19 protein-coding genes are annotated in these 20,896 nt (G+C 63.3%); 6 read left to right on the top strand and 13 right to left on the bottom strand.

Annotation, left to right across the window (positions count from 1 at the left end; all coding sequences use genetic code 11):
* The first annotated feature begins 19 nt into the window (after window positions 1-19).
* Window positions 20-2,650, top strand: coding sequence for a TIGR02302 family protein (locus tag M8744_RS15000; RefSeq protein WP_251419227.1), 2,631 nt, complete (start codon window positions 20-22; stop codon window positions 2,648-2,650).
* Between the two features lie 11 nt (window positions 2,651-2,661).
* On the opposite strand, the gene M8744_RS14995 is transcribed toward M8744_RS15000, so the two are convergent.
* Entirely contained in the window at window positions 2,662-3,744 is a 1,083-nt protein-coding gene (locus tag M8744_RS14995) for a zinc-ribbon domain-containing protein (protein ID WP_251419225.1), read from the bottom strand.
* 162 nt (window positions 3,745-3,906) lie between these two features.
* Between M8744_RS14995 and M8744_RS14990 the strand changes: the two genes are divergently transcribed.
* The 4 genes from M8744_RS14990 to M8744_RS14975 are packed head-to-tail and all read left to right on the top strand — an operon-like array spanning window position 3,907 to window position 6,824.
* Complete coding sequence (locus M8744_RS14990) at window positions 3,907-4,584, top strand: cell division ATP-binding protein FtsE (RefSeq protein ID WP_251419223.1); 678 nt, start codon at window positions 3,907-3,909, stop codon at window positions 4,582-4,584.
* A 59-nt stretch (window positions 4,585-4,643) separates the two neighbouring features.
* Window positions 4,644-5,489: a cell division protein FtsX gene (locus M8744_RS14985; RefSeq protein ID WP_251419388.1), complete on the top strand. Its 846-nt coding sequence runs from the start codon at window positions 4,644-4,646 to the stop codon at window positions 5,487-5,489.
* Entirely contained in the window at window positions 5,486-6,217 is a 732-nt protein-coding gene (locus M8744_RS14980) for a lysophospholipid acyltransferase family protein (RefSeq protein WP_434481378.1), read from the top strand. Before M8744_RS14985 ends, M8744_RS14980 begins: the two co-directional genes overlap by 4 nt.
* Window positions 6,218-6,221: 4 nt before the next feature.
* Entirely contained in the window at window positions 6,222-6,824 is a 603-nt protein-coding gene (locus M8744_RS14975; protein ID WP_251419220.1) for a pyridoxamine 5'-phosphate oxidase family protein, read from the top strand.
* A gap of 57 nt (window positions 6,825-6,881) precedes the next feature.
* On the opposite strand, the gene lpdA is transcribed toward M8744_RS14975, so the two are convergent.
* The 11 genes from lpdA to mdh form a co-directional block, all read right to left on the bottom strand.
* Window positions 6,882-8,267, bottom strand: a complete 1,386-nt coding sequence (gene lpdA / locus M8744_RS14970) for a dihydrolipoyl dehydrogenase (protein ID WP_251419218.1) — start codon at window positions 8,265-8,267, stop codon at window positions 6,882-6,884.
* Window positions 8,268-8,363: 96 nt separating this feature from the next.
* Window positions 8,364-8,753 carry an MAPEG family protein gene (locus M8744_RS14965; protein ID WP_251419216.1) on the bottom strand — a complete coding sequence of 130 codons (390 nt, stop codon included), beginning with the start codon at window positions 8,751-8,753 and terminating at the stop codon, window positions 8,364-8,366.
* On the bottom strand, window positions 8,750-9,718 hold the full coding sequence (locus M8744_RS14960) for a glycosyltransferase family 2 protein (RefSeq protein WP_251419214.1): 969 nt from the start codon (window positions 9,716-9,718) through the stop codon (window positions 8,750-8,752). The genes M8744_RS14965 and M8744_RS14960 overlap by 4 nt, the downstream gene beginning before the upstream one ends.
* Window positions 9,715-10,161, bottom strand: a complete 447-nt coding sequence (locus M8744_RS14955; RefSeq protein WP_251419212.1) for a hypothetical protein — start codon at window positions 10,159-10,161, stop codon at window positions 9,715-9,717. The genes M8744_RS14960 and M8744_RS14955 overlap by 4 nt, the downstream gene beginning before the upstream one ends.
* Window positions 10,162-10,213: 52 nt before the next feature.
* Window positions 10,214-11,740 carry a 2-oxoglutarate dehydrogenase complex dihydrolipoyllysine-residue succinyltransferase gene (gene odhB / locus M8744_RS14950; RefSeq protein ID WP_251419210.1) on the bottom strand — a complete coding sequence of 509 codons (1,527 nt, stop codon included), beginning with the start codon at window positions 11,738-11,740 and terminating at the stop codon, window positions 10,214-10,216.
* Window positions 11,741-11,744: 4 nt separating this feature from the next.
* On the bottom strand, window positions 11,745-14,711 hold the full coding sequence (locus tag M8744_RS14945) for a 2-oxoglutarate dehydrogenase E1 component (RefSeq protein WP_251419208.1): 2,967 nt from the start codon (window positions 14,709-14,711) through the stop codon (window positions 11,745-11,747).
* 25 nt (window positions 14,712-14,736) lie between these two features.
* Window positions 14,737-15,420, bottom strand: coding sequence for a hypothetical protein (locus M8744_RS14940; protein ID WP_251419206.1), 684 nt, complete (start codon window positions 15,418-15,420; stop codon window positions 14,737-14,739).
* A 54-nt stretch (window positions 15,421-15,474) separates the two neighbouring features.
* Window positions 15,475-16,362 carry a succinate--CoA ligase subunit alpha gene (gene sucD, locus M8744_RS14935; protein ID WP_251419204.1) on the bottom strand — a complete coding sequence of 296 codons (888 nt, stop codon included), beginning with the start codon at window positions 16,360-16,362 and terminating at the stop codon, window positions 15,475-15,477.
* Window positions 16,363-16,377: 15 nt separating this feature from the next.
* A complete protein-coding gene (locus tag M8744_RS14930; protein ID WP_251419202.1) occupies window positions 16,378-17,160 on the bottom strand; it encodes a class I SAM-dependent methyltransferase in 783 nt (260 codons plus the stop codon).
* Between the two features lie 4 nt (window positions 17,161-17,164).
* Complete coding sequence (sucC, locus tag M8744_RS14925; protein WP_251419201.1) at window positions 17,165-18,358, bottom strand: ADP-forming succinate--CoA ligase subunit beta; 1,194 nt, start codon at window positions 18,356-18,358, stop codon at window positions 17,165-17,167.
* 264 nt (window positions 18,359-18,622) lie between these two features.
* A complete protein-coding gene (gene mdh / locus M8744_RS14920; protein ID WP_251419199.1) occupies window positions 18,623-19,585 on the bottom strand; it encodes a malate dehydrogenase in 963 nt (320 codons plus the stop codon).
* 163 nt (window positions 19,586-19,748) lie between these two features.
* Between mdh and M8744_RS14915 the strand changes: the two genes are divergently transcribed.
* Window positions 19,749-20,501 (top strand): sulfite exporter TauE/SafE family protein, encoded by a 753-nt coding sequence (locus M8744_RS14915; protein WP_251419384.1) that lies wholly within the window; start codon window positions 19,749-19,751, stop codon window positions 20,499-20,501.
* On the opposite strand, the gene M8744_RS14910 is transcribed toward M8744_RS14915, so the two are convergent.
* Window positions 20,502-20,807, bottom strand: a complete 306-nt coding sequence (locus M8744_RS14910; protein WP_434481377.1) for a hypothetical protein — start codon at window positions 20,805-20,807, stop codon at window positions 20,502-20,504.
* Window positions 20,808-20,896 lie beyond the last annotated feature (89 nt).

Raw genomic sequence — 20,896 nt, 5'->3', positions numbered from 1 at the left:
CGGCCCCGGGAAAGGGCGCATGACCGAGACCGAGCAAACACAGATCGAATGGGCCCAGATGCGCCGCGCACTGGCAATGACCTGGGCCGGAATGTGGGCCGAGCGTATAACCCATGCCTTCTGGCCGGTTTGGTCGGTTCTTTTCATCTGTATCGGCACTCTCATGCTGGGCCTGCATGACAGCGCCCCGGTCGAAGCCGTCTGGGCCGGCATCATTGCTGCCGTGGCGGCGTTTGCGTGGTTTGTTTATCGCGGTCTTCGGGTCTTTCGCATACCGCGCCGCGCCGACGCGCTGGCCCGAATTGATGCCGCCCTGCCCGGCCGCCCGATCAGCACGCTGATGGACAAACCCGCTATCGGGGCCGACGACCCGGCCTCGGTCGCGCTGTGGCGCGCGCACCAGGCCCGCGCTTCGCAGGCCGCCCGCAACGCCCGCCCGGTCGAACCCGACTTGCGCGTGGCGCGCCGCGACCCCTTCGCGCTGCGCTATGTCGCGGTTCTGCTATTGGCTGTCGCGTTGTTGTTCGGTTCGCTTCTACGGGTTGGCACCGTTACGCAGATGACGCCTGGCAGCGGCCAGGCGCTGGCGACCGGCCCAGCGTGGGAAGGATGGATCGAACCGCCCGCCTACACCGGGCTGCCCACGCTCTACATGGCCGATATCGACGCCGACCGGATCGAGGTTCCGCAGGAGTCGCGGGTGGTCGTTCGTTTTTATGGCAAGGTCGGCGAGTTGACCCTGGCCGAAACTGTCTCGGGCCGCACGGGCGAAGTACCGCCCGCATCGGACCCAGAACAGGAATTTGCCATCACGCAATCTGGCACCCTGTCGGTGCAGGGGCCCGGGGGCCGCGACTGGCAGATCGCCATGCGCCAAGACGATGCGCCGACGGTTGAAATCACCGGCGAGGCCGAAACCTCGGTTGATGGGCAGATGACCTTGCCCTTTACCGCAAGCGACGATTATGGCGTTATCGGCGGCACTGCCCGGATCGAGCTGGACCTGGCAGAGGTCGATCGCCGCCACGGCCTTGCGGCCGACCCGGAGCCCCGCGCCGCGATCGAAATGCCCGTGCCGTTGCCCATATCGGGTGACCGCGCCGAGTTCGAAGAGCGCCTGGTCGAGAATTTTTCGCAGCACCCGTGGGCACATCTGCCCGTGCGCCTGTCCGTGACGGTCGAAGACGCCGCCGGCCTTACCGGTGCCGCGCAACCGCAACTGATGGACTTGCCCGCACGGCGGTTTTTCGATCCGCTGGCCGCCGCACTGATCGAACAACGGCGCGACCTGCTGTGGACGCGCGCGAATGGCAAGCGCGTGGCGCAGGTGCTGCGCACGATTAGCCACCGGCCCGAGGAAGGTTTGTTCTCCAAGGAAACCGACTATTTGCGCCTGCGCACGATCATCCGCCGGCTCGAGGCGAACCTGATCGCGGGGCTGGATACCGAAACGCAGGACGAAATCGCCCAAGCCCTGTGGGATCTTGCGATCGAGTTGGAAGACGGTGACCTGGACGACGCGCTTGAACGACTTCGCGAGGCACAAGAGCGGCTGCAACAAGCCATGAAAAACGGTGCTAGCGACGAGGAAATCGCCCGCCTGATGCAAGAGCTGCGCGATGCCACGCGCGACTACATGCGCCAACTGGCCCAGCAATCGCAGCGCGAAAACGAAGAAGCGCGCGAAAATGGCGACCCCATGCCGAATGACGACGCGATGAACATGACGCAAGATGACCTTCAACGCATGATGGATCGCATTCAGGAACTGATGGAACAGGGCCGCATGGCCGAGGCCCAGCAAGCCTTGGAAGAATTGCAGCGCATGCTGGAAAACATGGAGGTCCGCCAAGGCCAGGGCGAGGGCCAGCAATCGCCCGGCCAGCAGGCGATGGAAGGGTTGGCCGAAACCCTGCGCGACCAGCAAGGCCTGTCGGACGAGGCGTTCCGCGACCTGCAAGAGCAATTCAACCCCGGCAACAACGAGGGCCAGCAACAGGGCGAAGGGCAGCAAGGGCAACAAGAAAGCCAGCAGCCCGGCCAAGGCCAAGGGCAAGGCCAAGGCCAGGGGCAACAACCCGGTCAAGGCCAGCAGGGTGGCGACCAGCAGCAGGCACAACCTGGCGAGGGCCAAGGCGAAGGACAGGGACTGGACCAATCGCTGGCCGAGCGGCAGCGCTCTCTACGGCAGGAACTTGACCGCCAACGCGGGCAACTGCCCGGCGTCGGGGGCGAGCAAGGCGAAGCCGCACGCGAGGCGCTCGATCGCGCCGGCCGCGCGATGGACGATGCCGAAGATGCCCTGCGCAACGATGACCTGCCCGAAGCCATAGACCGCCAGGCCGAGGCAATGGATGCACTCCGCGATGGCATCCGCAACCTTGGCGATGCCTTGGCCGAAGAGCAGCGCCAACAACAGGGCGGCGAGAACACCCAGATGGGCGATGCACAGGGCGCACAGCGCGACCCGCTGGGCCGCAATCCGGGCACCAATGGCCAAAGCCTTGAGAGTGGTGACGAGATGCTGCAAGGCGAAGACGTCTATCGCCGGGCGCGCGAGTTGCTGGACGAGATCCGCCGCCGCTCGGGCGATAGCGAACGGTCAGAGGAAGAGCGTGAATACCTGAAGCGCTTACTGGAACGGTTCTGAACGCCGGCGGTCTAGCCTTCGGTGGATTGTTGTGACACCGAATCCAGCCAGCGCAGAACACCGCGCAGTTGCGCGTCGATCCAGAACCGCAGATCGTTCATGGCCTCGACATAGGATGACAGCACGGGTTCCATAGGCGGGGCCATCTCTGCCAGCCTTGGTGCGTAGACGTACAGCACGATCGCCAGAACCATCAGCAAAATCATCATCAGGAATCCACGGCGAAAACCGCTGCTGCGCCGCTGTTCATCTGTCTGGGTGTCCGCTGCGGCACCGGGCTGGTCGTGGTCATCCGCCGCAGAAGGGCGCCGTTCGTTCGTCGACCGCAGGGTTGAATTGATCTCGTCAATATCTGGCAACAAGTCACGACGTGACGCCGCGGCCGTGGCACTGCCCGCGGCCGCGCTCTCGGCCTTGGACGTATCGGCACCGGGCATCCTTGCGCCGCGCAAACGGGCCATGCGTTCCTGTGCTTCGCGTTGGCGGCGGGCAATCTCGTCCTCGCCAGATTGCGCAAGGCCCAGGTCGGGCTGGCTTTCAAGCGGCGTCCGCTCGGCCGCACGCTGGCGCGCCTCGCGCTCTGCCTCTTCGCGCAGCAGGTCGGCAACGTCGGGGTCAAGCGCGCGGCGCAGGCTTTGCTCGGGCGTGCTTGCTGCCGGCGTATCGTCCCAAGCCTCGTAATCGTCTTCGTAATCCTCGATCGGAGGCGCTGGCATCTGTCCGGCCGTCACGCCGGGCCCTGGATCATCCCATTGCGGTGTACCTTGGCCATCGTCCCACAGTGGGCCTTCATCCTCTGCCTGATCATCGGCCAAGCCCTCATCAGGCTCGACCCAAGGGTCATCCGGCGCAGCATCCTGTTCGGGCGCCCCGGAGATTTCACTTACCGTTTCGGCATCCGCCACAGACGCATCGGCATCTTCTACGTCGGGCGCGGGCTCACCCAGGTCGTCGGACAGGCCAGTGTCTTGATCGGCATGCACCTGGAACCAGGTATTCCCGCAATTCGAGCATTGCACATCACGACCAGTTTCCGGGATAACGTCATCCGGAACCTCGTACTGCGCACCGCAATTCGGGCAAACCAGTCGCATTCTGCCTTCTCCTGCCCCGTTGATCGGCTTTGTGCCTTGTGGCGCCACTATATGTGGTATTGCCGCTGCGGAAAAGTGTAAACAACCTCTTGTGGAACAACCTTATCCCGATTGCATGTCAGCGGCACGTCGGGCAGAACAGCCTAAACAGGAGATCGGGCCGTGATCGAGCTGGAAAACGTGGCCATGAGCTATGGCGGGGGTGAGCTGCTGAGCGACATATCGCTGCAGCTTGCGCCGGGGTCTTTCCATTTTCTGACGGGCCCATCGGGTGCTGGTAAGACCACGTTCCTGAAACTGTGTTACGGCGCGTTGATGCCCACCGCGGGCCATGTGCGCCTTTTCGATCACGACGTGCGCAACATGGCTCGAGACGATATCGCGCTGGCCCGGCGCCGTATCGGCGTGGTGCACCAGGATGTCCGGTTCCTCGATCACCTGCCCGTGGCCGACAACGTGGCGCTTCCGCTGACCGTTTCCGGGCGTGATACGCTGGACGAAACCGTGAACCTGCGCGAACTTCTGGCCTGGGTGGGTCTGAAAGCCCGCGCCGACGCGCTGCCACCCGAACTGTCGGGCGGTGAACGCCAGCGCGCCGCGCTGGCCCGCGCGGTGATCATGTCGCCGGACGTGATTCTTGCGGATGAACCCACCGGCAATATCGACTGGGAAATGTCGCAACGCCTGCTGCAATTGCTGGTCGAGCTGAACCGCATGGGCAAGACTATCATGATTGCCACCCACGACCTGAACCTGATCCGGGCTGCCAAGGGGCAGGTGCAGGCGCGTGTTCTGCGCATCGCCAGCAGGCGTTTGCAACTGGCCGGGGCCGACTTGTGAGGCGCCCGGATTTCACCCAGGTCGCCGAATTCATCGTGGGCGACACGCAGGCCGACCGGATGGTGCCCCCCACAGGTATAACCGCGCGCCTGACCCTTCTCAGCGCTGCGGCGATGGCGTTTCTGGCGGTCTTTGCGCTGGCCCTGTCCGTCGCAACGGGCCGCATGGCCGATCGCTGGGGTGATGAGCTGGCGCGATCGTCAACGTTGCGCATCTCGGCGCCGACAGATCAGATCGACGCTCAGACACAGGCGGCGCTGCGCGTGCTCGAACAAACCCCGGGCGTGGCCAGCGCACGCGCGCTGACCGACGAAGAGCAACGCGCCCTGCTGGAGCCGTGGTTCGGCCCTGACCTGCCCGTGGAGACCCTGCCCATTCCACAACTGATCGAGGTGATCGAGGATGGCGACGGGTACGACGCGCAGGGCCTGCGCCTGCGCCTTTCAGCCGAGGTACCGGGCGCCGTGCTGGACGATCACACGCGCTGGCGGCAGCCGCTCGTCAACGCCGCGAACCGGCTGCGATTGTTGGGCTGGGTGTCGATCGGCCTGATCTTTGGCACGATGGCCGCGATCATCACGCTGGCGGCCAATGCCGCGTTGGCGGCAAACGCACAGGTGATCGCGGTGCTCCGTCTGGTGGGCGCGCGCGACAGCTATATCGCCAAGGCATTCGTGCGCCGTTACACCTTGCGAACGCTGACCGGCGCGGCGCTTGGCGTGGTGCTGGGGCTTGTGGCGATCCTGCTGCTGCCGTCGGCGCAAACGGCGGGCGGCTTCCTGACCGGGCTTGGCTTTCGCGGGGCGGGCTGGCTGTTGCCGCTGGTCATTCCCCCCTTGGCCGCGATGGTCGCCTTTATCGCCACGCACCTGGCCGCGGCGCGCACCTTGAAGGAGTTGCCATGATGGGCTGGCAATGGCTGAAATCGCTGATTTACGTGATCCAGGTATATCTGGCGATGCTGGTGCTGGGGCTGGTTTTCCTGCCTTGGGCCGCGCTCAGCCCGCAGGGCGCCCGCGTGGCCTGCCGCAGTTACGCGGCCTATGCGATGTGGTCGGCGCGCTGGATGCTTGGCCTGCATCACGAGATACGGGGGGACATTCCCACCGACGAGGTTCTGATCGCCGCGAAACACCAGAGTTTCCTCGATATCCTGATCATCTTCTACTACGCGCCCGTGGCCAAGTTCATCATGAAGCGCGAACTTCTGTGGACCCCGATCATCGGGCTTTATGCGTGGCGGCTGGGTTGTGTGCCGGTCGATCGCGGCAAACGTGGCGCGGCCATCGCAAAGATGATCGCCGACGTGGAAAAGGGCCGCGCGCAGCCTGGGCAGCTTATCATCTATTCGCAAGGCACCCGTGTCGCGCCGGGGGCCTACGCGCCCTACAAGGTCGGCACCGCGGTGCTTTACCAGCAGTTGGGCCAACCCTGCGTGCCGGCGGCGACGAATGCGGGCCTGTTCTGGCCGCGCAAGGGTATCCTGCGCAAACCGGGCGTTGCCGTGGTTGAGTTCCTGCCGCGCATCATGCCGGGGATGTCGCGCGACGCGTTCATGGCCCATCTCGAACATGAGGTCGAAACCCGTTCCAATCAGCTGTTGCACGAGGCCGGGTTCACCCCGAAGGAGTGATCCAATGCAGGCGATCAAGGATATCGAAACGCTCGAGACGCTTTACGGCGCCCCGAGCGATGCGGCGCTGCGCAAGGTTGCACGCAGGATGACACCGGGCTACCGCCGTTGGGTTGCGGCGTCGCGCTTTTGCGTGCTGGCCACTGTCGGCCCCGAAGGCGTCGATGCCAGCCCCCGCGGCGATGACGGCCCCGTGGTGGCCGAGCTTGACCCTGGCACGCTTGCCATGCCCGACTGGCGTGGCAACAACCGGCTGGACAGCCTGCGCAACATTATCCGCGACGGGCGGGTGGCGTTGATGTTCATGGTTCCAGGTGAGGCGACGGTGGTGCGCGTGAATGGGCACGCAGTGCTGACCGATGACGCCCACCTGCGCGATCGGTTCGCACAAAAGGGGCGCCTGCCAGCCACGGTGATCGTCATCACGATAGACGAGGTCTATTCGCAATGCCCCAAATCGGTGATCCGGTCAGGGCTGTGGTCGCGCGACGATGGCGACCAGGTGCCCAGCTTGGGCGATATCCTCGCCGAGATGACCGGCGGCGATATCGACGCGGCCGAGTGGGAAAAGACCTATCCCACCCGCGCACGCGATACGCTTTGGTAGCGGCGCGCCCGCCCTGCCGGGCCTAACCCGGCAGGGTGAAACAAGCGCCCGCGCCGATCACATGTGGATCGGCCCGTCGCCGCAGGCCAGTGCCGCCTCGCGCACGGCCTCGGAATAGGTCGGGTGCGCGTGGCAGGTCAACGCCAGATCCTCGGCCGAGGCGCCAAATTCCATCGCGACGCATATTTCGTGGATCAGGTCACCCGCCATCGGGCCGATGATATGCGCCCCCAAAATGCGGTCGGTTTCCTTGTCGGCCAAGATCTTTACAAACCCGTCGCCGGCGAAATTCGCCTTGGCCCGCGCATTGCCCATGAACGAGAACTTGCCCACCTTGTAGGCCCGTCCCGCCTCTTTGAGCTGTTCCTCGGTCTGGCCGACGCTGGACACCTCGGGATGGGTGTAGATCACGCTGGGAATCACGCCGTAATTCACGTGGCCGTGCTTGCCCGCGATCACCTCGGCTGCGGCCATGCCCTCATCTTCGGCCTTGTGGGCCAGCATCGGGCCCGCGACGGCATCACCGATGGCAAAGATTCCCGGCGCGTTGGTGCGCCACTGGTCGTCGGTCTTGATCATGCCACGCTCGGTCTCGATCCCCAGCGCCTCGAGCCCCAGGCCGTCGGTAAAGGGCTTGCGCCCCGTCGCAACCAGCACCACGTCGGCATCGACCGTGTTTTCACTGTCATCCTTGCGCAGCTTGTAGGTTACCTTTGCCTTGGTCTTCATCGCCTCGACGTCCTGCACCGCCGCACCAAGCGTGAAATTCAGCCCCTGCTTCTTCAGCAGTTTCTGGAAATTCTTGGACACTTCGGCATCCATCGTCGGCGTGATCGTGTCCAGGAATTCAATCACTTGCACCTCGGTCCCCAGCCGCGCATAGACCGAACCCAGTTCCAGCCCGATCACGCCCGCACCGATAACGACCATCTTTTTCGGAACTTTCGGCAGCTCCAACGCCCCGGTCGACGACACGACCACCTTTTCGTCGATCTCGACATTGGGAATACTGCTGGCTTCAGAGCCGGTGGCAATGATGATGCTTTTCGCCTCGTGCACATCGTCACCGACCTTGACCTTGCCGGCCTCGGGGATGCTGCCCCAACCTTTGAGCCAGTCGATCTTGTTCTTCTTGAACAGGAACTCGATGCCCTTTGTGTTCTGGCCGATCACCTCGTCCTTGTAGGCCAGCATCTGTTTCCAGTCGACACTCGGCGATTTGCCCTTCAGGCCCATCTTGGCAAAATTGTGCTCGGCTTCGTGCAACTGGTGGCTGGCATGCAGCAGCGCCTTTGACGGGATGCAGCCCACGTTCAGACAGGTGCCGCCCAGCGTTTCACGCCCCTCGACGCAGGCGGTTTTCAGGCCCAGCTGTGCACAGCGGATGGCGGCGACATAGCCGCCGGGGCCTGCGCCGATTACGATCACGTCATAAGATGCCATGTGTCACGTCCTTTTGTTGGTCGGGGTCCGGGCGGCGCTGCCCCCTCTTGGACCGATGGTCCAGGTCATCCCCGGGATATTTGGCGATAGAGAAATTCACAGCAGCGCCACCACCAGCATGACGAGGGTTGCCAGGAACCCCACGATCCAGATAAGCGAGCGCCCCGGCGTCCAGCCGAAGGCATAGGCCGGGACGTAGAGGATACGCGCGGCCAGATAGACCCAGGCGGCCATTTGGGTCACCGCCGTCGACCCGTCGGACAGGGTGACCACCACCACCGCGACGGTGAACAGGATCAGCCCCTCGAAATGGTTGTCGAGCGCGCGTTGAAGGCGGCCCGCAGTGCCCGTCAGCTGGCGGGGTTCATCACGTGGCGAGGCCGCATATTTGCTGCCCACCTGGCGCTGTGCGGTGATGGAATACAGGATGAATTGCACCGCTTGCAGCAGCGCGGCCAAGGCAAGGGCGGTCAGTTCTGCGGTCATCTCAGGGCCTTTCTGCGGGTCCAGGCCGCGCGGGTTTCGGGCGTCAGGATAGCGTCACGGCGCGCGGCAAGCCAATCCTGACAGGCCCGTTCCAGGGCCGCAAGCGCCGGATCTGCGCGCCAATGGGCCAGGCGGGTCCGGATCGCCGGCAGATGGCGCGCCATGCTGGTGTCGCGCCTGTCGTTACGGTTGGCGACGCGGTGCCAGTTCGAGCCAAGATGATACTTCGTTTCTCCCGTCTTGCCCTGCCCATCGCCCCGGTCGTTCTTCATCAGGAACAGATCCTCGGATCGCACCGCATAATGGTTAAGCCGCGCCGTCGTGGCCGCACAAGCCAGGTCATGCGGGCGAAACCGGCTGGACTTGTCCTGGTAGAGCGATGCGTTCGACAGCGCCGCCCCGTCGGGGCTGCGCACCTGCGGGTCATCCACCAACGGCCGCACCGGGTTATGATCGGTGGCGGCGGCGAAACTGGCCACGCGAAACAGGCATTTGAACTTGGTCACGCCCGGCTCGTCCGCGGGTTCGGCACGCGTATTCCTTTCGGTCACCAGGTCGCCCGGTTGCCAGTTGGCCACACCGTTATCGCCGAACATGCGCCACGGGATGGGCACCACGTCGGCGCCTTCGGTGCGAGCATGCAGGTCGGCCAGGTCACCGTCGAGCAACAGGAATTCGTCGCTGTCGATATGCAGAACATGGGTCACCCCGTCATCACGGCAAAGGCGTAGCACATGATCCATGCCGGCATCCTGCGGCGCGCGGCCCGACGGCACGTCTTGGCGGATATGCGTGACAAGTCCCATCTCTTCCGCCCGGTCCAGCAATGCGTCGCTGCCATCCTTGCAGTCATTCGTGACCACGACGATGCGATCGAACCCAAACCCCGCGTGGTGGGCCAGCCATTCCAGCACGAATATGCCTTCGTTGCGCATGCAGGCGGCAAGGGCGGTTCGCGGGCTCATTCACGCCCCCCGCCCGGCACGAGAGTCGCGATCAGCGAAATGCAAAGCACGATCAGCAAAACCCAACTTGCCAGTGTCAGCATGGCCTCGGCGACGTAAAGGGTTGCATGCCCGGCCTCGATCACTGCGGTGGGGGCCTTGCCGATGGTCAGCAGCACGCGCAAGGCGACGCTGGTGCCAAGCACCGCAAAGATACCGGCGACCGCGGCAATGGCATGGCGCGCATAGGGCCAATCACGCCGCAACACGAAATAGGCGGCCACCAACGGCAGCACCATCAGCAACACGATGCCAAGCACCGCCGAAGCCGCGCTGCCAGCCGGCGCGAAGAAAAGCGTGATCACCACGCGCGCCAGCGCGACAAGGCCCAGCATGATAAGCGCCTTTTCCGCGATGGTGGCGGCACGGGTTTGGCGCGTGGTGTCTTGGGGTGTCCCGGTCATGACAAATCGGGGTCAAAGCGCCCGCCCGCAAAGCAGCAGGCGGGCCGGACCCTCACAGATCCATCAGCAACCGGCGCGGGTCTTCCAGCGCCTCTTTCACGCGCACAAGGAACGTCACCGCGCCCTTGCCATCCACGATGCGGTGATCATAGCTGAGCGCCAGATACATCATCGGGCGGATCACGATTTCACCGTTCACGACGACCGGACGCTCCTGGATCTTGTGCATGCCCAGAATACCCGATTGCGGCGGATTCAGAATGGGCGAAGACATCAGCGAGCCATAAACACCGCCGTTGGAAATGGTGAAGGTGCCACCCTGCATTTCGGCCATCGACAGCTTGCCATCGCGGGCGCGCTTTCCCTTTTCGGCAATCGCCTTTTCGATTTCGGCGAAGGACATCGCGTCGGCATCACGGATCACCGGCACCACGAGGCCGGTGGGCGTGCCGGTGGCGATGCCCATGTGCACGAATTTCTTGTAGACGATCTCGGTGCCGTCGACCTCGGCATTGACCTCGGGCACCTCGCGGAGCGCGTGACAGCATGCCTTGGTGAAGAACGACATGAAGCCCAGGCGTACGCCGTGCTTCTTTTCGAACAGATCCTTGTATTCCTTACGCAAATCCATCGTCGCCGACATGTCCACCTCGTTATAGGTGGTCAGCATGGCAGCGGTGTTCTGCGCGTCTTTCAGCCGGCGCGCAATGGTCTGGCGCAGGCGAGTCATCTTGACCCGCTCTTCGCGGCCGGCATCCTCGGCCGGGACGGGCGCGCGTGGTGTCGGGGCGGCGGCGCCGGGTTGCGGCGCTTGCGATGCCGAGGCCTTGGCCTTGGCGACGTCTTCCTTCATGACGCGGCCGTCACGGCCCGACCCCTGAACCTGGTCGCGGTTGATCCCGGCTTCGGCCATCGCCTTTTTCGCACTGGGCGCGTCTTCGACGTCGCGGCCGCCATCGTCGGTGGCCTGTGCCGGGGCAGATTCGCTGTCCTTGTCGGCGGCGGGCGCGGCTGCCGGGGCGTCGCCGCTGGTGATAACGGCCAGTTGGGCGCTGGCGTCAACGGTGGTGCCTTCGGCGGCCACGATCTTGGTCAGGGTGCCCGAGGCAGGTGCCGGCACCTCGACCGAGACCTTGTCGGTTTCCAACTCGCACAGCATTTCATCCTGCGCGACGCTGTCGCCCTCTTTCTTGAACCAGGTGCTAACCGTTGCCTCGGACACCGATTCACCAAGGCTGGGCACCATCACCTTCACCTCTTCGCCCGCGCCGCTGTCGGCGGCAGGTGCCGGTTCGTCGGACTTGGCGGAAGAGTCCTTGGCAGGTGCAGGCGCAGCGGCTTCGCCTTCGGTGATCGTGGCCAGCAGCGCATCGACCCCAACGGTCTGCCCTTCGCCGGCGACAATTTCGCCCAGGGTGCCGGCCGTGGGGCTGGGCACCTCGACAGTCACCTTGTCGGTTTCCAGCTCGCACAGCATTTCATCAACGGCGACACTGTCACCGGGTTGCTTGAACCAGGTGGCCACGGTGGCTTCGGTCACGGATTCACCCAGAGTGGGGACACGAACTTCTGTCGTCATGGGTTTATTTCCCTTCGATGGTCAGCGCCTCGTCGACAAGCGCCTGTTGTTGTTCCTTGTGCGAGCGGGCCAGACCCGTCGCAGGCGAGGCGCTGGCCGAGCGGCCCACGTAACGCGGCCGCCCATGCGTGGCATTGATACGGCCCAGCACCCATTCGATATTCGGCTCGATGAAGGTCCAGGCACCCTGGTTCTTGGGCTCTTCCTGGCACCACAGCATCTCGGCCTGCTTGAAGCGTTCGAGTTCCTTCACCAGCGATTGCGCCGGGAAAGGATAGAACTGTTCGATACGCAGCAGGTAGACATCGTCGATGCCGCGTGCGTCGCGCTCTTCCAGCAAGTCGAAATACACCTTGCCCGAACACATCACGACGCGTTTGATCTTGTCATCAGGCGCCAGCTCGATGTCGGAGTTGCCGTATTGCGCATCGTCCCACAATACCCGGTGGAAGGACGAGCCGGTGGTGAACTCATCCGCCTTGCTGACCGCCATCTTGTGACGCAACAGCGATTTCGGCGTCATCATGATAAGCGGCTTGCGGAAACTGCGATGCAACTGGCGGCGCAGGATGTGGAAATAGTTGGCCGGCGTCGTGCAGTTGGCCACGATCCAGTTGTCCTGCCCGCATTGCTGCAAGAACCGTTCCAACCTGGCCGAGCTGTGCTCGGGGCCCTGGCCCTCGTAGCCATGCGGCAAAAGACACACGAGGCCCGACATCCGCAGCCACTTGGATTCGCCCGAGCTGATGAACTGGTCGAACATGATCTGGGCACCGTTAGCGAAATCGCCGAACTGCGCCTCCCACAGGGTCAGGGCGTTAGGTTCGGCCAGGCTGAACCCGTATTCGAAACCCAGAACCGCGTATTCCGACAGCATCGAGTCGATGACCTCGTACTGTGCCTGGCCCTTGCGAATGTTGTTCAACGGGTAATACCGTTCCTCGGTTTCCTGGTTGATCAGGCCGGAATGGCGCTGGCTGAACGTGCCGCGCATGCTGTCCTGACCGGACAGGCGCACCGGGTAACCTTCGGTCAGCAGGCTGCCAAAGGCCAATGCCTCGCCCGTGGCCCAGTCGAACCCTTCGCCGGTTTCGAACATCTGGGCACGTCCATCAAGCAGGCGCCGCACCGTCTTGTGCACGGAAAATCCATCGGGCGCCCGGGTCAATGCACGGCCGATTTCCTCCATCGTCTCGGGCTTGATCGCGGTTTGACCGCGCTGGTACTTGCCGTGCTTGTGCCGGTCCAGGTGGCTCCAGCGGCCGTCCAGCCAGTCCGCCTTGTTGGGCTTGTACTCCTTGCCGGCCTCGAACTCTTCGTTCAAGTGCGCCTGGAAAGAGGCCTTCATGTCCTCGATCTCGCCCTCGGGGATCAGGCCGTCCTTGACCAGCCGCTCGGTATACAGCGCCAGCGTGGTCTTGTGGCCCTTGATGTTCTTGTACATCAAGGGGTTGGTGAACATCGGTTCGTCGCCTTCGTTATGGCCGAACCGACGATAGCAGAAGATGTCGATAACCACGTCCTTGTGGAATTTCTGGCGGAACTCCGTCGCCACCTTGGCCGCGTGCACAACCGCCTCGGGATCGTCGCCGTTGACGTGGAAAATCGGCGCCTCGACCATCAACGCGATGTCCGTGGGATAGGGTGAGCTTCGCGAGAAATGCGGCGCCGTGGTAAAGCCGATCTGGTTGTTGACCACGATATGCATGGTGCCGCCGGTACGGTGCCCGCGCAGGCCCGACAGCCCGAACCCTTCCGCCACGACACCCTGCCCGGCAAAGGCCGCATCGCCATGCAACAGCACGCCCATCACCTGCGTGCGATCGCTATCTTTCAACTGGTCCTGCTTGGCGCGGACCTTGCCCAGAACCACGGGGTTGACGGCCTCCAGGTGGCTGGGGTTTGCCGTCAACGACAGGTGCACCTCGTTACCGTCGAACTCGCGATCGGAACTGGCGCCCAGATGGTATTTCACATCGCCCGACCCGTCCACGTCCTCGGGCTTGAAGCTGCCGCCCTGGAACTCGTTGAAGATCGCGCGATAGGGTTTGCCCATCACGTTGGCCAGGATGTTCAGGCGGCCCCGGTGGGGCATGCCGATCACGATCTCCTTCAGCCCGAGATTACCGCCGCGCTTGATGATCTGTTCCATCGCGGGGATCAGCGCCTCGCCGCCATCGAGGCCAAAGCGCTTGGTGCCCATGTACTTGACATGCAGGAACTTTTCAAAGCCTTCGGCTTCGACCAACTTGTTCAGAATGGCCTTGCGCCCTTCGCGGGTGAACTTGATTTCCTTGTCGAACCCCTCGATCCGCTCTTTGAGCCAACCGGCCTGCTCCGGGTCGGAGATGTGCATGTATTGCAGCGCAAAAGTGCCGCAATAGGTGCGTTTGACGATCTCGACGATCTGGCGCATCGGCGCGATCTGCAGCCCCAGCACGTTGTCGAGAAAGATCGGCCGATCCATGTCAGCCTCGGTAAAGCCGTATGATTTCGGATCAAGCTCGGGGTGGGCAGCCCGGTCATGCATCCCCAGCGGATCAAGATCGGCGGCCAGGTGGCCCCGAATACGGTAAGACCGGATCAGCATAAGCGCGCGAACCGAATCCAGAACCGCGCGCTTGACCGCGTCATCGGTGATCTTCACGCCCTTTTCGGCGGCCTTTTCCTTGATCTTGTCGCCCGCGCCCTTCATCTCGGCCGCGGCTGCGGGCCATTCGCCCGTCAGCGCACCGGTCAGGTCATCGGCGGGGCTGGGCGGCCAGTCGGCGCGCGCCCAGCTTGGGCCTGCCGCCTCTTTCTTTACATCAAGGTCGGCGTCACCGAGCTGGCGAAAGAAGTCGGCCCAGCTCTCATCCACCGAGGCCGGATCATTGGCATAACGCGCATACATCTGTTCCAGGTATTCGGCGTTATGCCCCTGCATGAAGCTGGAGGCGTGGAACTGGTCGTTGGAGGATTGGTCTGTCATCTGGGCAGCCTCGCGAAATGTGCGGTCATTGGTCGGTTTTCCGCTGTGTGGCGTAAGTGTGGATAATGGCATCCGGCGCGTCATGGGCTGTCAGCGCCGGGGTGTTCAGCAAGGTGATCTCGACCCGCGCGCCATCCACGGAAATCGGGGGCATCGGGCTGTAGGCGGGCAAGGTGCCTGTGTCCGGGCGCGCAGCGCGTATGCCGGACATCGTCGCCGGGTCAAGCGCGGCGCGACATTCCAGTATATCATTGACCGGGTCGTAACCGCGCCAGAACAGAACCAGCGTTTCACCGTCACGGGTCAGGAAACGGTGCCGGGATCGCGGAAGATCCTTGCGCCTGACCAGGTTGGCCGCGGCCTTGCGCTGCAATTCCATCACGCGCTCCAGGGTTTCACCGCCGGTATCCCCCGCAAAATAGACCGCCGCGTTGATCCAGGCGATATCCTCGATCAGCGCATCGTTTGGGTCGTTTACCGTCGACCACCCCAACGCCTGCAGGTCACGCTCGGCCCGGTCGATATCCGCGTCGCCGGTGCAGGCCGACAGGAAATCCAACTGCTGCAAGGGAATTTCAGCCCTACCAGCGGCCGGGACAAGGCCCAGAACCAGCGCGCAAACTCCGGTGCCATTGCGCACAACGCGGCCCACCCGGCCAAAGGCAATTCGGGCAATAGGTGTTTTCTGAGCGCGTCGGGTTCTGGTCATCTCTTCCTGTCCGCATCAGAGGGGCGCATGACGACCATGCGCCCCGCATCGGGGTCAGCCCTTCTTGATCGCGTCCAGCACCGCCTCGCCCAGCGTTGCGGGGCTGTCGGCAACGACGATACCGGCCGATTTCATGGCTTCGATCTTGTCGTCGGCGCCGCCCTTGCCGCCGGCAACGATGGCCCCCGCGTGGCCCATGCGGCGACCCGGAGGCGCAGTGCGGCCCGCGATGAAGCCCGCGGTGGGTTTCCAACGGCCCTTTTTCTTTTCCTCGGCAAGAAACGCCGCGGCCTCTTCTTCGGCGCTGCCGCCAATTTCGCCGATCATGATGATCGCCTCTGTCTCGTCATCGGCCAGGAACCATTCCAGCACGTCGATGTGCTCGGTTCCCTTGATCGGGTCACCGCCGATGCCAACGCAGGTGGACTGGCCCAGGCCAACATCGGTTGTCTGCTTCACCGCCTCGTATGTCAGCGTACCCGAACGGCTGACCACGCCGACCTTGCCCCGCTTGTGGATGTGGCCCGGCATGATGCCGATCTTGCAGGCATCCGGCGTGATGACACCGGGGCAGTTCGGGCCGATCAGCAACGATTTGCTGCCTTCAAGCGCGCGCTTGACCTTCATCATGTCCAAGACCGGGATACCCTCGGTGATGCATACAATCAGTTCCATCTCGGCATCGATCGCTTCGAGGATCGAGTCGGCGGCGAAGGGCGGCGGAACGTAGATCACGCTGGCGTTGGCCTCGGTCACGTGCTTGGCCTCGTGCACGCTGTCGAAAACCGGCAGGTCAAGATGGGTCTGCCCACCTTTGCCCGGCGTGACGCCCCCCACCATCTTGGTGCCATAGGCAATCGCCTGCTCGGTGTGGAAGGTGCCCTGGCTGCCGGTCAGGCCTTGACAGATAACTTTGGTATTTTCGTCGACGAGGACTGCCATGTTCTGGTCCTTTGCTTAGATACGATGCAGCACGGCCTTGATGTTGTCATCAACCCAAAGCGTGCTCTTGTTGAGGATCTGAACGCCAAAGCCGAATTTCCCGGCAAGGCGTTCGAGTGAATTGGTGGTAAAGTAATTGACGTGGTCGGGATGGCGGAAGCCGCACCACTGCGCGCCGATCACACGGCGGTTCAGCGACCCGAAATTCGGCACCCGCACAAAGACCTTGCCGCCGGGCTTCAAAGCCCTGTGGATACCGCCCAGCACGCGGCGCGGATCGGCCTCGTGCTCGAGATAGGAATTGAGGATCACGCCGTCGAAGAACTCTTCGTCGAACTCCCATACGCCATCGGCGCCGGATGCCTTCAGACAGTAGCCACCCTGGGCGCGCATCGCCTCATCCGCCCCCGCTTGCAGCACGTTCGAAATCTCGATGCCGTACGGAACAATGGGCGGCTCGGTCCGAACGATGTCGCCACAGCCCACATCCAGCACCCGCCCGGCGCCGAACAAGCGGCGGAACACGTCCTGTTTGCTTTGGTTTCGGCTGGCCGACATCCGGTCGCGCAGCGGCCGCAGCCACCGCGAAAACCGGGTCGAGCCGCCGCGCTGACGCCGCACCTCGTAGGTTTTTTCCCAGGCGAAATCCTCTTCCAAAGCCTCGTAGGGCGGAGGGTTGCGCAGGAAAACGAACCCGCATCCATCACAGGCGACAAGATCCCACTCGGACGGCGAATAGCGGTCAAGCCGGGTGGCTTGATCGCTTTCGCAAACCGGGCAGGCGCGTGGCGCGGTCATCCGTTCAGCCCTTGACCGCCTTCACGATCTTTTGCGCGCCGTCCTTCAGGTCGTCGGCGGCGATCACGTCAAGGCCGGAATTGTTGATGATGTCCTTGCCCTTGTCGACATTGGTGCCTTCAAGACGAACGACAAGCGGCACTTTCAGGCCGACCTCTTTCACCGCGGCAACCACGCCTTCGGCGATCACGTCGCAGCGCATGATGCCGCCGAAGATGTTGACCAGGATACCTTTGACGTTCGAATCCGATGTGATGATCTTGAATGCCTCGGTCACCTTTTCCTTGGTGGCGCCACCGCCCACGTCAAGGAAGTTGGCAGGCTCGGCGCCGTAGAGCTTGATGATGTCCATCGTCGCCATGGCAAGGCCCGCGCCGTTCACCATGCAACCGATCTCGCCATCGAGCGCGATGTAGTTCAGGTCGTACTTGCTGGCTTCAAGCTCCTTGGGGTCTTCCTCGGTCTCGTCGCGCAGGTTGGCGATGTCGGGCTGGCGGTACAGCGCGTTGCCGTCAAAGCCCAGCTTGGCGTCGAGCACCTTGAGCTCGCCATTCGTCATTACGATCAGCGGGTTGATTTCCAGCATCTCCATGTCGCGCTCGATGAAGGCATTGTAGAGTATGCCCATAAGCTTGACGCATTGCTTGACTTGCGCGCCCTCCAGCCCCAACGCAAAGGCGATGCGGCGGCCATGAAAGGGCTGGTAGCCGGTGGCCGGGTCAACGCTGAACGACAGGATCTTTTCGGGGGTGCTGGCGGCGACCTCTTCGATGTCCATGCCGCCCTCGGTCGAGCAGACAAAGGACACGCGGCTGCTGACACGATCGACCAGCAGGGCAAGATACAGCTCGCGCTCGATGTCGCTGCCATCCTCGATATAGATGCGGTTGACCCGCTTGCCTGCCGGGCCGGTCTGATGCGTGACAAGGGTTTTGCCCAGCATCTTCTTGGCCTCTTCGGCCGCCTCTTCCACCGACTTGGCAAGGCGGACACCGCCCTTTTCACCGGCCTCGGCCTCCTTGAAGCTGCCCTTGCCGCGGCCGCCCGCATGGATCTGCGCCTTGACCACCCACAGCGGGCCGTCCAGTTCACCGGCTGCGTTCTTTGCGTCCTCGGCCTTCAGAACGGCGCGACCGTCCGAAACCGGGGCCCCGTAAGAGCGAAGAAGCGCCTTCGCCTGGTATTCGTGGATATTCATGAAGCTGTCCCGTTTTGGCTTACGATTGACAGCCTTAGTGGCACAAGCTTTCGGCATGTTTAAACGATTTGTGCGGCACAGGCGGTTTTCAGCATGTTTTTCGGCATTTTGTGATCACAGGATGAAATCGTGTGATCACAAATCTTGCCACCGCATCAGGAAAGGAATCGAACCCAAGCATGCAAAGCGCTGCGGCCCTTGTGCGAATGGAAAAGGCCGGGTCGGAACCCGGCCTTTCGCAATGTCACCTGACGGATCGGGCAATCACGCCAGCGAGTCGTCGATGCCCTTGCAGGCATCCACAAGGCCCTTCACGGCCTCGACCGACTTGTCGAACATCTCTTGCTCTTCCTTGTTCAGCTTGATGTTCACGATCTTTTCGATCCCGCCAGCGCCGATGACCGTCGGCACGCCGACATACATGCCCTTGACGCCCAGTTCGCCATCGCACCATGCGGCGCAGGGCAGAACGCGTTTTTGATCTTTCAGGAACGCCTCGGCCATCTCGATGGCACTGGTGGCGGGCGCGTAGAAGGCGCTACCGGTTTTCAGCAGGCCCACGATTTCGGCGCCGCCGTCGCGGGTGCGCTGCACGATGGCGTCCAGCTTTTCCTTGGTGGTCCAGCCCATTTCGATCAGGTCGGGCAGCGGAACGCCGGCCACGGTCGAATAGCGCACCGACGGCACCATCGTGTCGCCATGCCCGCCCAGAACGAAGGCAGACACGTCCTTCATCGACACGCCGAACTCCAGGCTCAGGAAATGGCGGAAGCGCGCCGAATCCAGCACACCGGCCATGCCGCAGACCTTGTTGTGCGGCAGACCCGAAAACTCGCGCAGGGCCCAGACCATCGCATCCAGCGGGTTGGTGATGCAGATGACAAACGCGTCGGGCGCGTTGGCGGCGATGCCTTCGCCAACCGATTTCATGACCTTGAGGTTGATGCCCAGCAGGTCATCGCGGCTCATGCCCGGCTTGCGCGGCACGCCGGCGGTGACGATGCAAACATCGGCCCCCGCGATGTCGGCATAGTCCTGCGTGCCCTTTAGCTTGGCATCGAACCCTTCCGACGGGCCCGATTCCGCGATGTCCAACGCCTTGCCCTCGGGGGTGCCTTCGGCAATGTCGAACAGAACAACATCGCCCAGTTCCTTCATTGCGGCGAGGTGGGCAAGCGTGCCACCGATCTGGCCCGCACCGATAAGCGCGATCTTGGGTCTGGCCATGAATTATTCTCCGGTTCCGTGTGAATTTCGCGATTGGCGTAGTCGCAAAAAGCCGCGCGCGCAAGATGGATGCCCGCGCGGCCACATCAAACCGGGGCTGTTCGCCCAGGCCCGAAGTCCGTAAAGCTTGGTCAGAACAAGGGGCTTAAGGGGGGAACGGGCGCTGGAACTCGGTTGGTCATTTTTCGCGATCGCCGCCCCCGCGGTGACGTTCGCCGGCATATCGAAGGGCGGTTTTGGCTCGGGTGCGGCCTTTGCCAGCGCGTCGATTCTGGCGCTTGTGCTGGAACCGGGCCAGGCGCTCGGGATCATGCTGCCCTTGCTGATGTTGATCGATATCAGCACCCTGCGCCCCTATTGGCGGCGGTGGAGCTGGCCCGACGCAAAGCTGTTGATTGCCGGGGCCGTGCCGGGCGTGGTGCTGGGTGCGTGGCTCTACCAGATGACCGAACCGGATGTGTTCCGCGTTCTGATCGGCACGATTTCCGTCGGCTTCGTCGCGTGGCAACTGGCGCAGAAATGGGGGCTGATCCGCGCGCCCTCGGCCAACTTGCCGCTTTGGGCCGGGGGGCTGGCGGGGGCGGTTGCCGGCTTTACAAGTTTCGTCAGCCACGCGGGCGGGCCACCGGCGGCCGTCTGGCTGTTGTCGCGACGACTGGACAAGACCACCTTTCAGGCCACGACGGTAATTCTGTTCTGGGTCATCAACATCGTGAAATTCATTCCCTACGCCTTTCTGGGGATCTTCACCGCGCAAACTTTGCTGGCCGACCTGCTGCTGGCACCCTTTGCGCTGTTGGGGGCGTGGCTGGGTGTGCGGGCGCACTGGCTGGTGCCAGAGCGCGCGTTTTTTGCACTGACCTACGTGTTGCTAACCGCCACCGGCACCAAGCTGATCTGGGACGGGTTGACCTGATCAGGCGTCATCGCCCCTTACGGGCAGGGCATCGGTCATCGCCTCGAACGCCTCGCCGGTCGCAACCAGGCAGGTCAGCCCGCCCGGCGTGGTCGTCGTGATCGTCCAGCTTCCTGTCGCGTCCGAGGCGTAAAGCTCGATCACCCGATTGCCGGAGCCCAGCCCGATCGACCGGCGCGTTTCGCCATAATCCTGGGCAAGGCGCTGGACAACCCTGTCACGCGGCGCACAATTGGCCACGCCTGCCCCAAGGGTGCCGGGCAGCATGGCAACGGCTACAGCAAAGACAACAGCCCTGGCGCGCATCCCGTGTTCCTTTTCCCATTGGCCGCGGGAACGCGAAAACAGTGCCGCGTAAATGGTGAACAGCAGGTTAACGCCACCAATCCGGCGCC

Source organism: Lutimaribacter degradans (assembly GCF_023703375.1).
GTDB classification, from domain to species: Bacteria; Pseudomonadota; Alphaproteobacteria; order Rhodobacterales; family Rhodobacteraceae; genus Lutimaribacter; species Lutimaribacter degradans.
The sequence above is the reverse complement of the archived record's forward strand: the minus strand, read 5'-3'. Positions and strand labels throughout refer to the sequence as shown.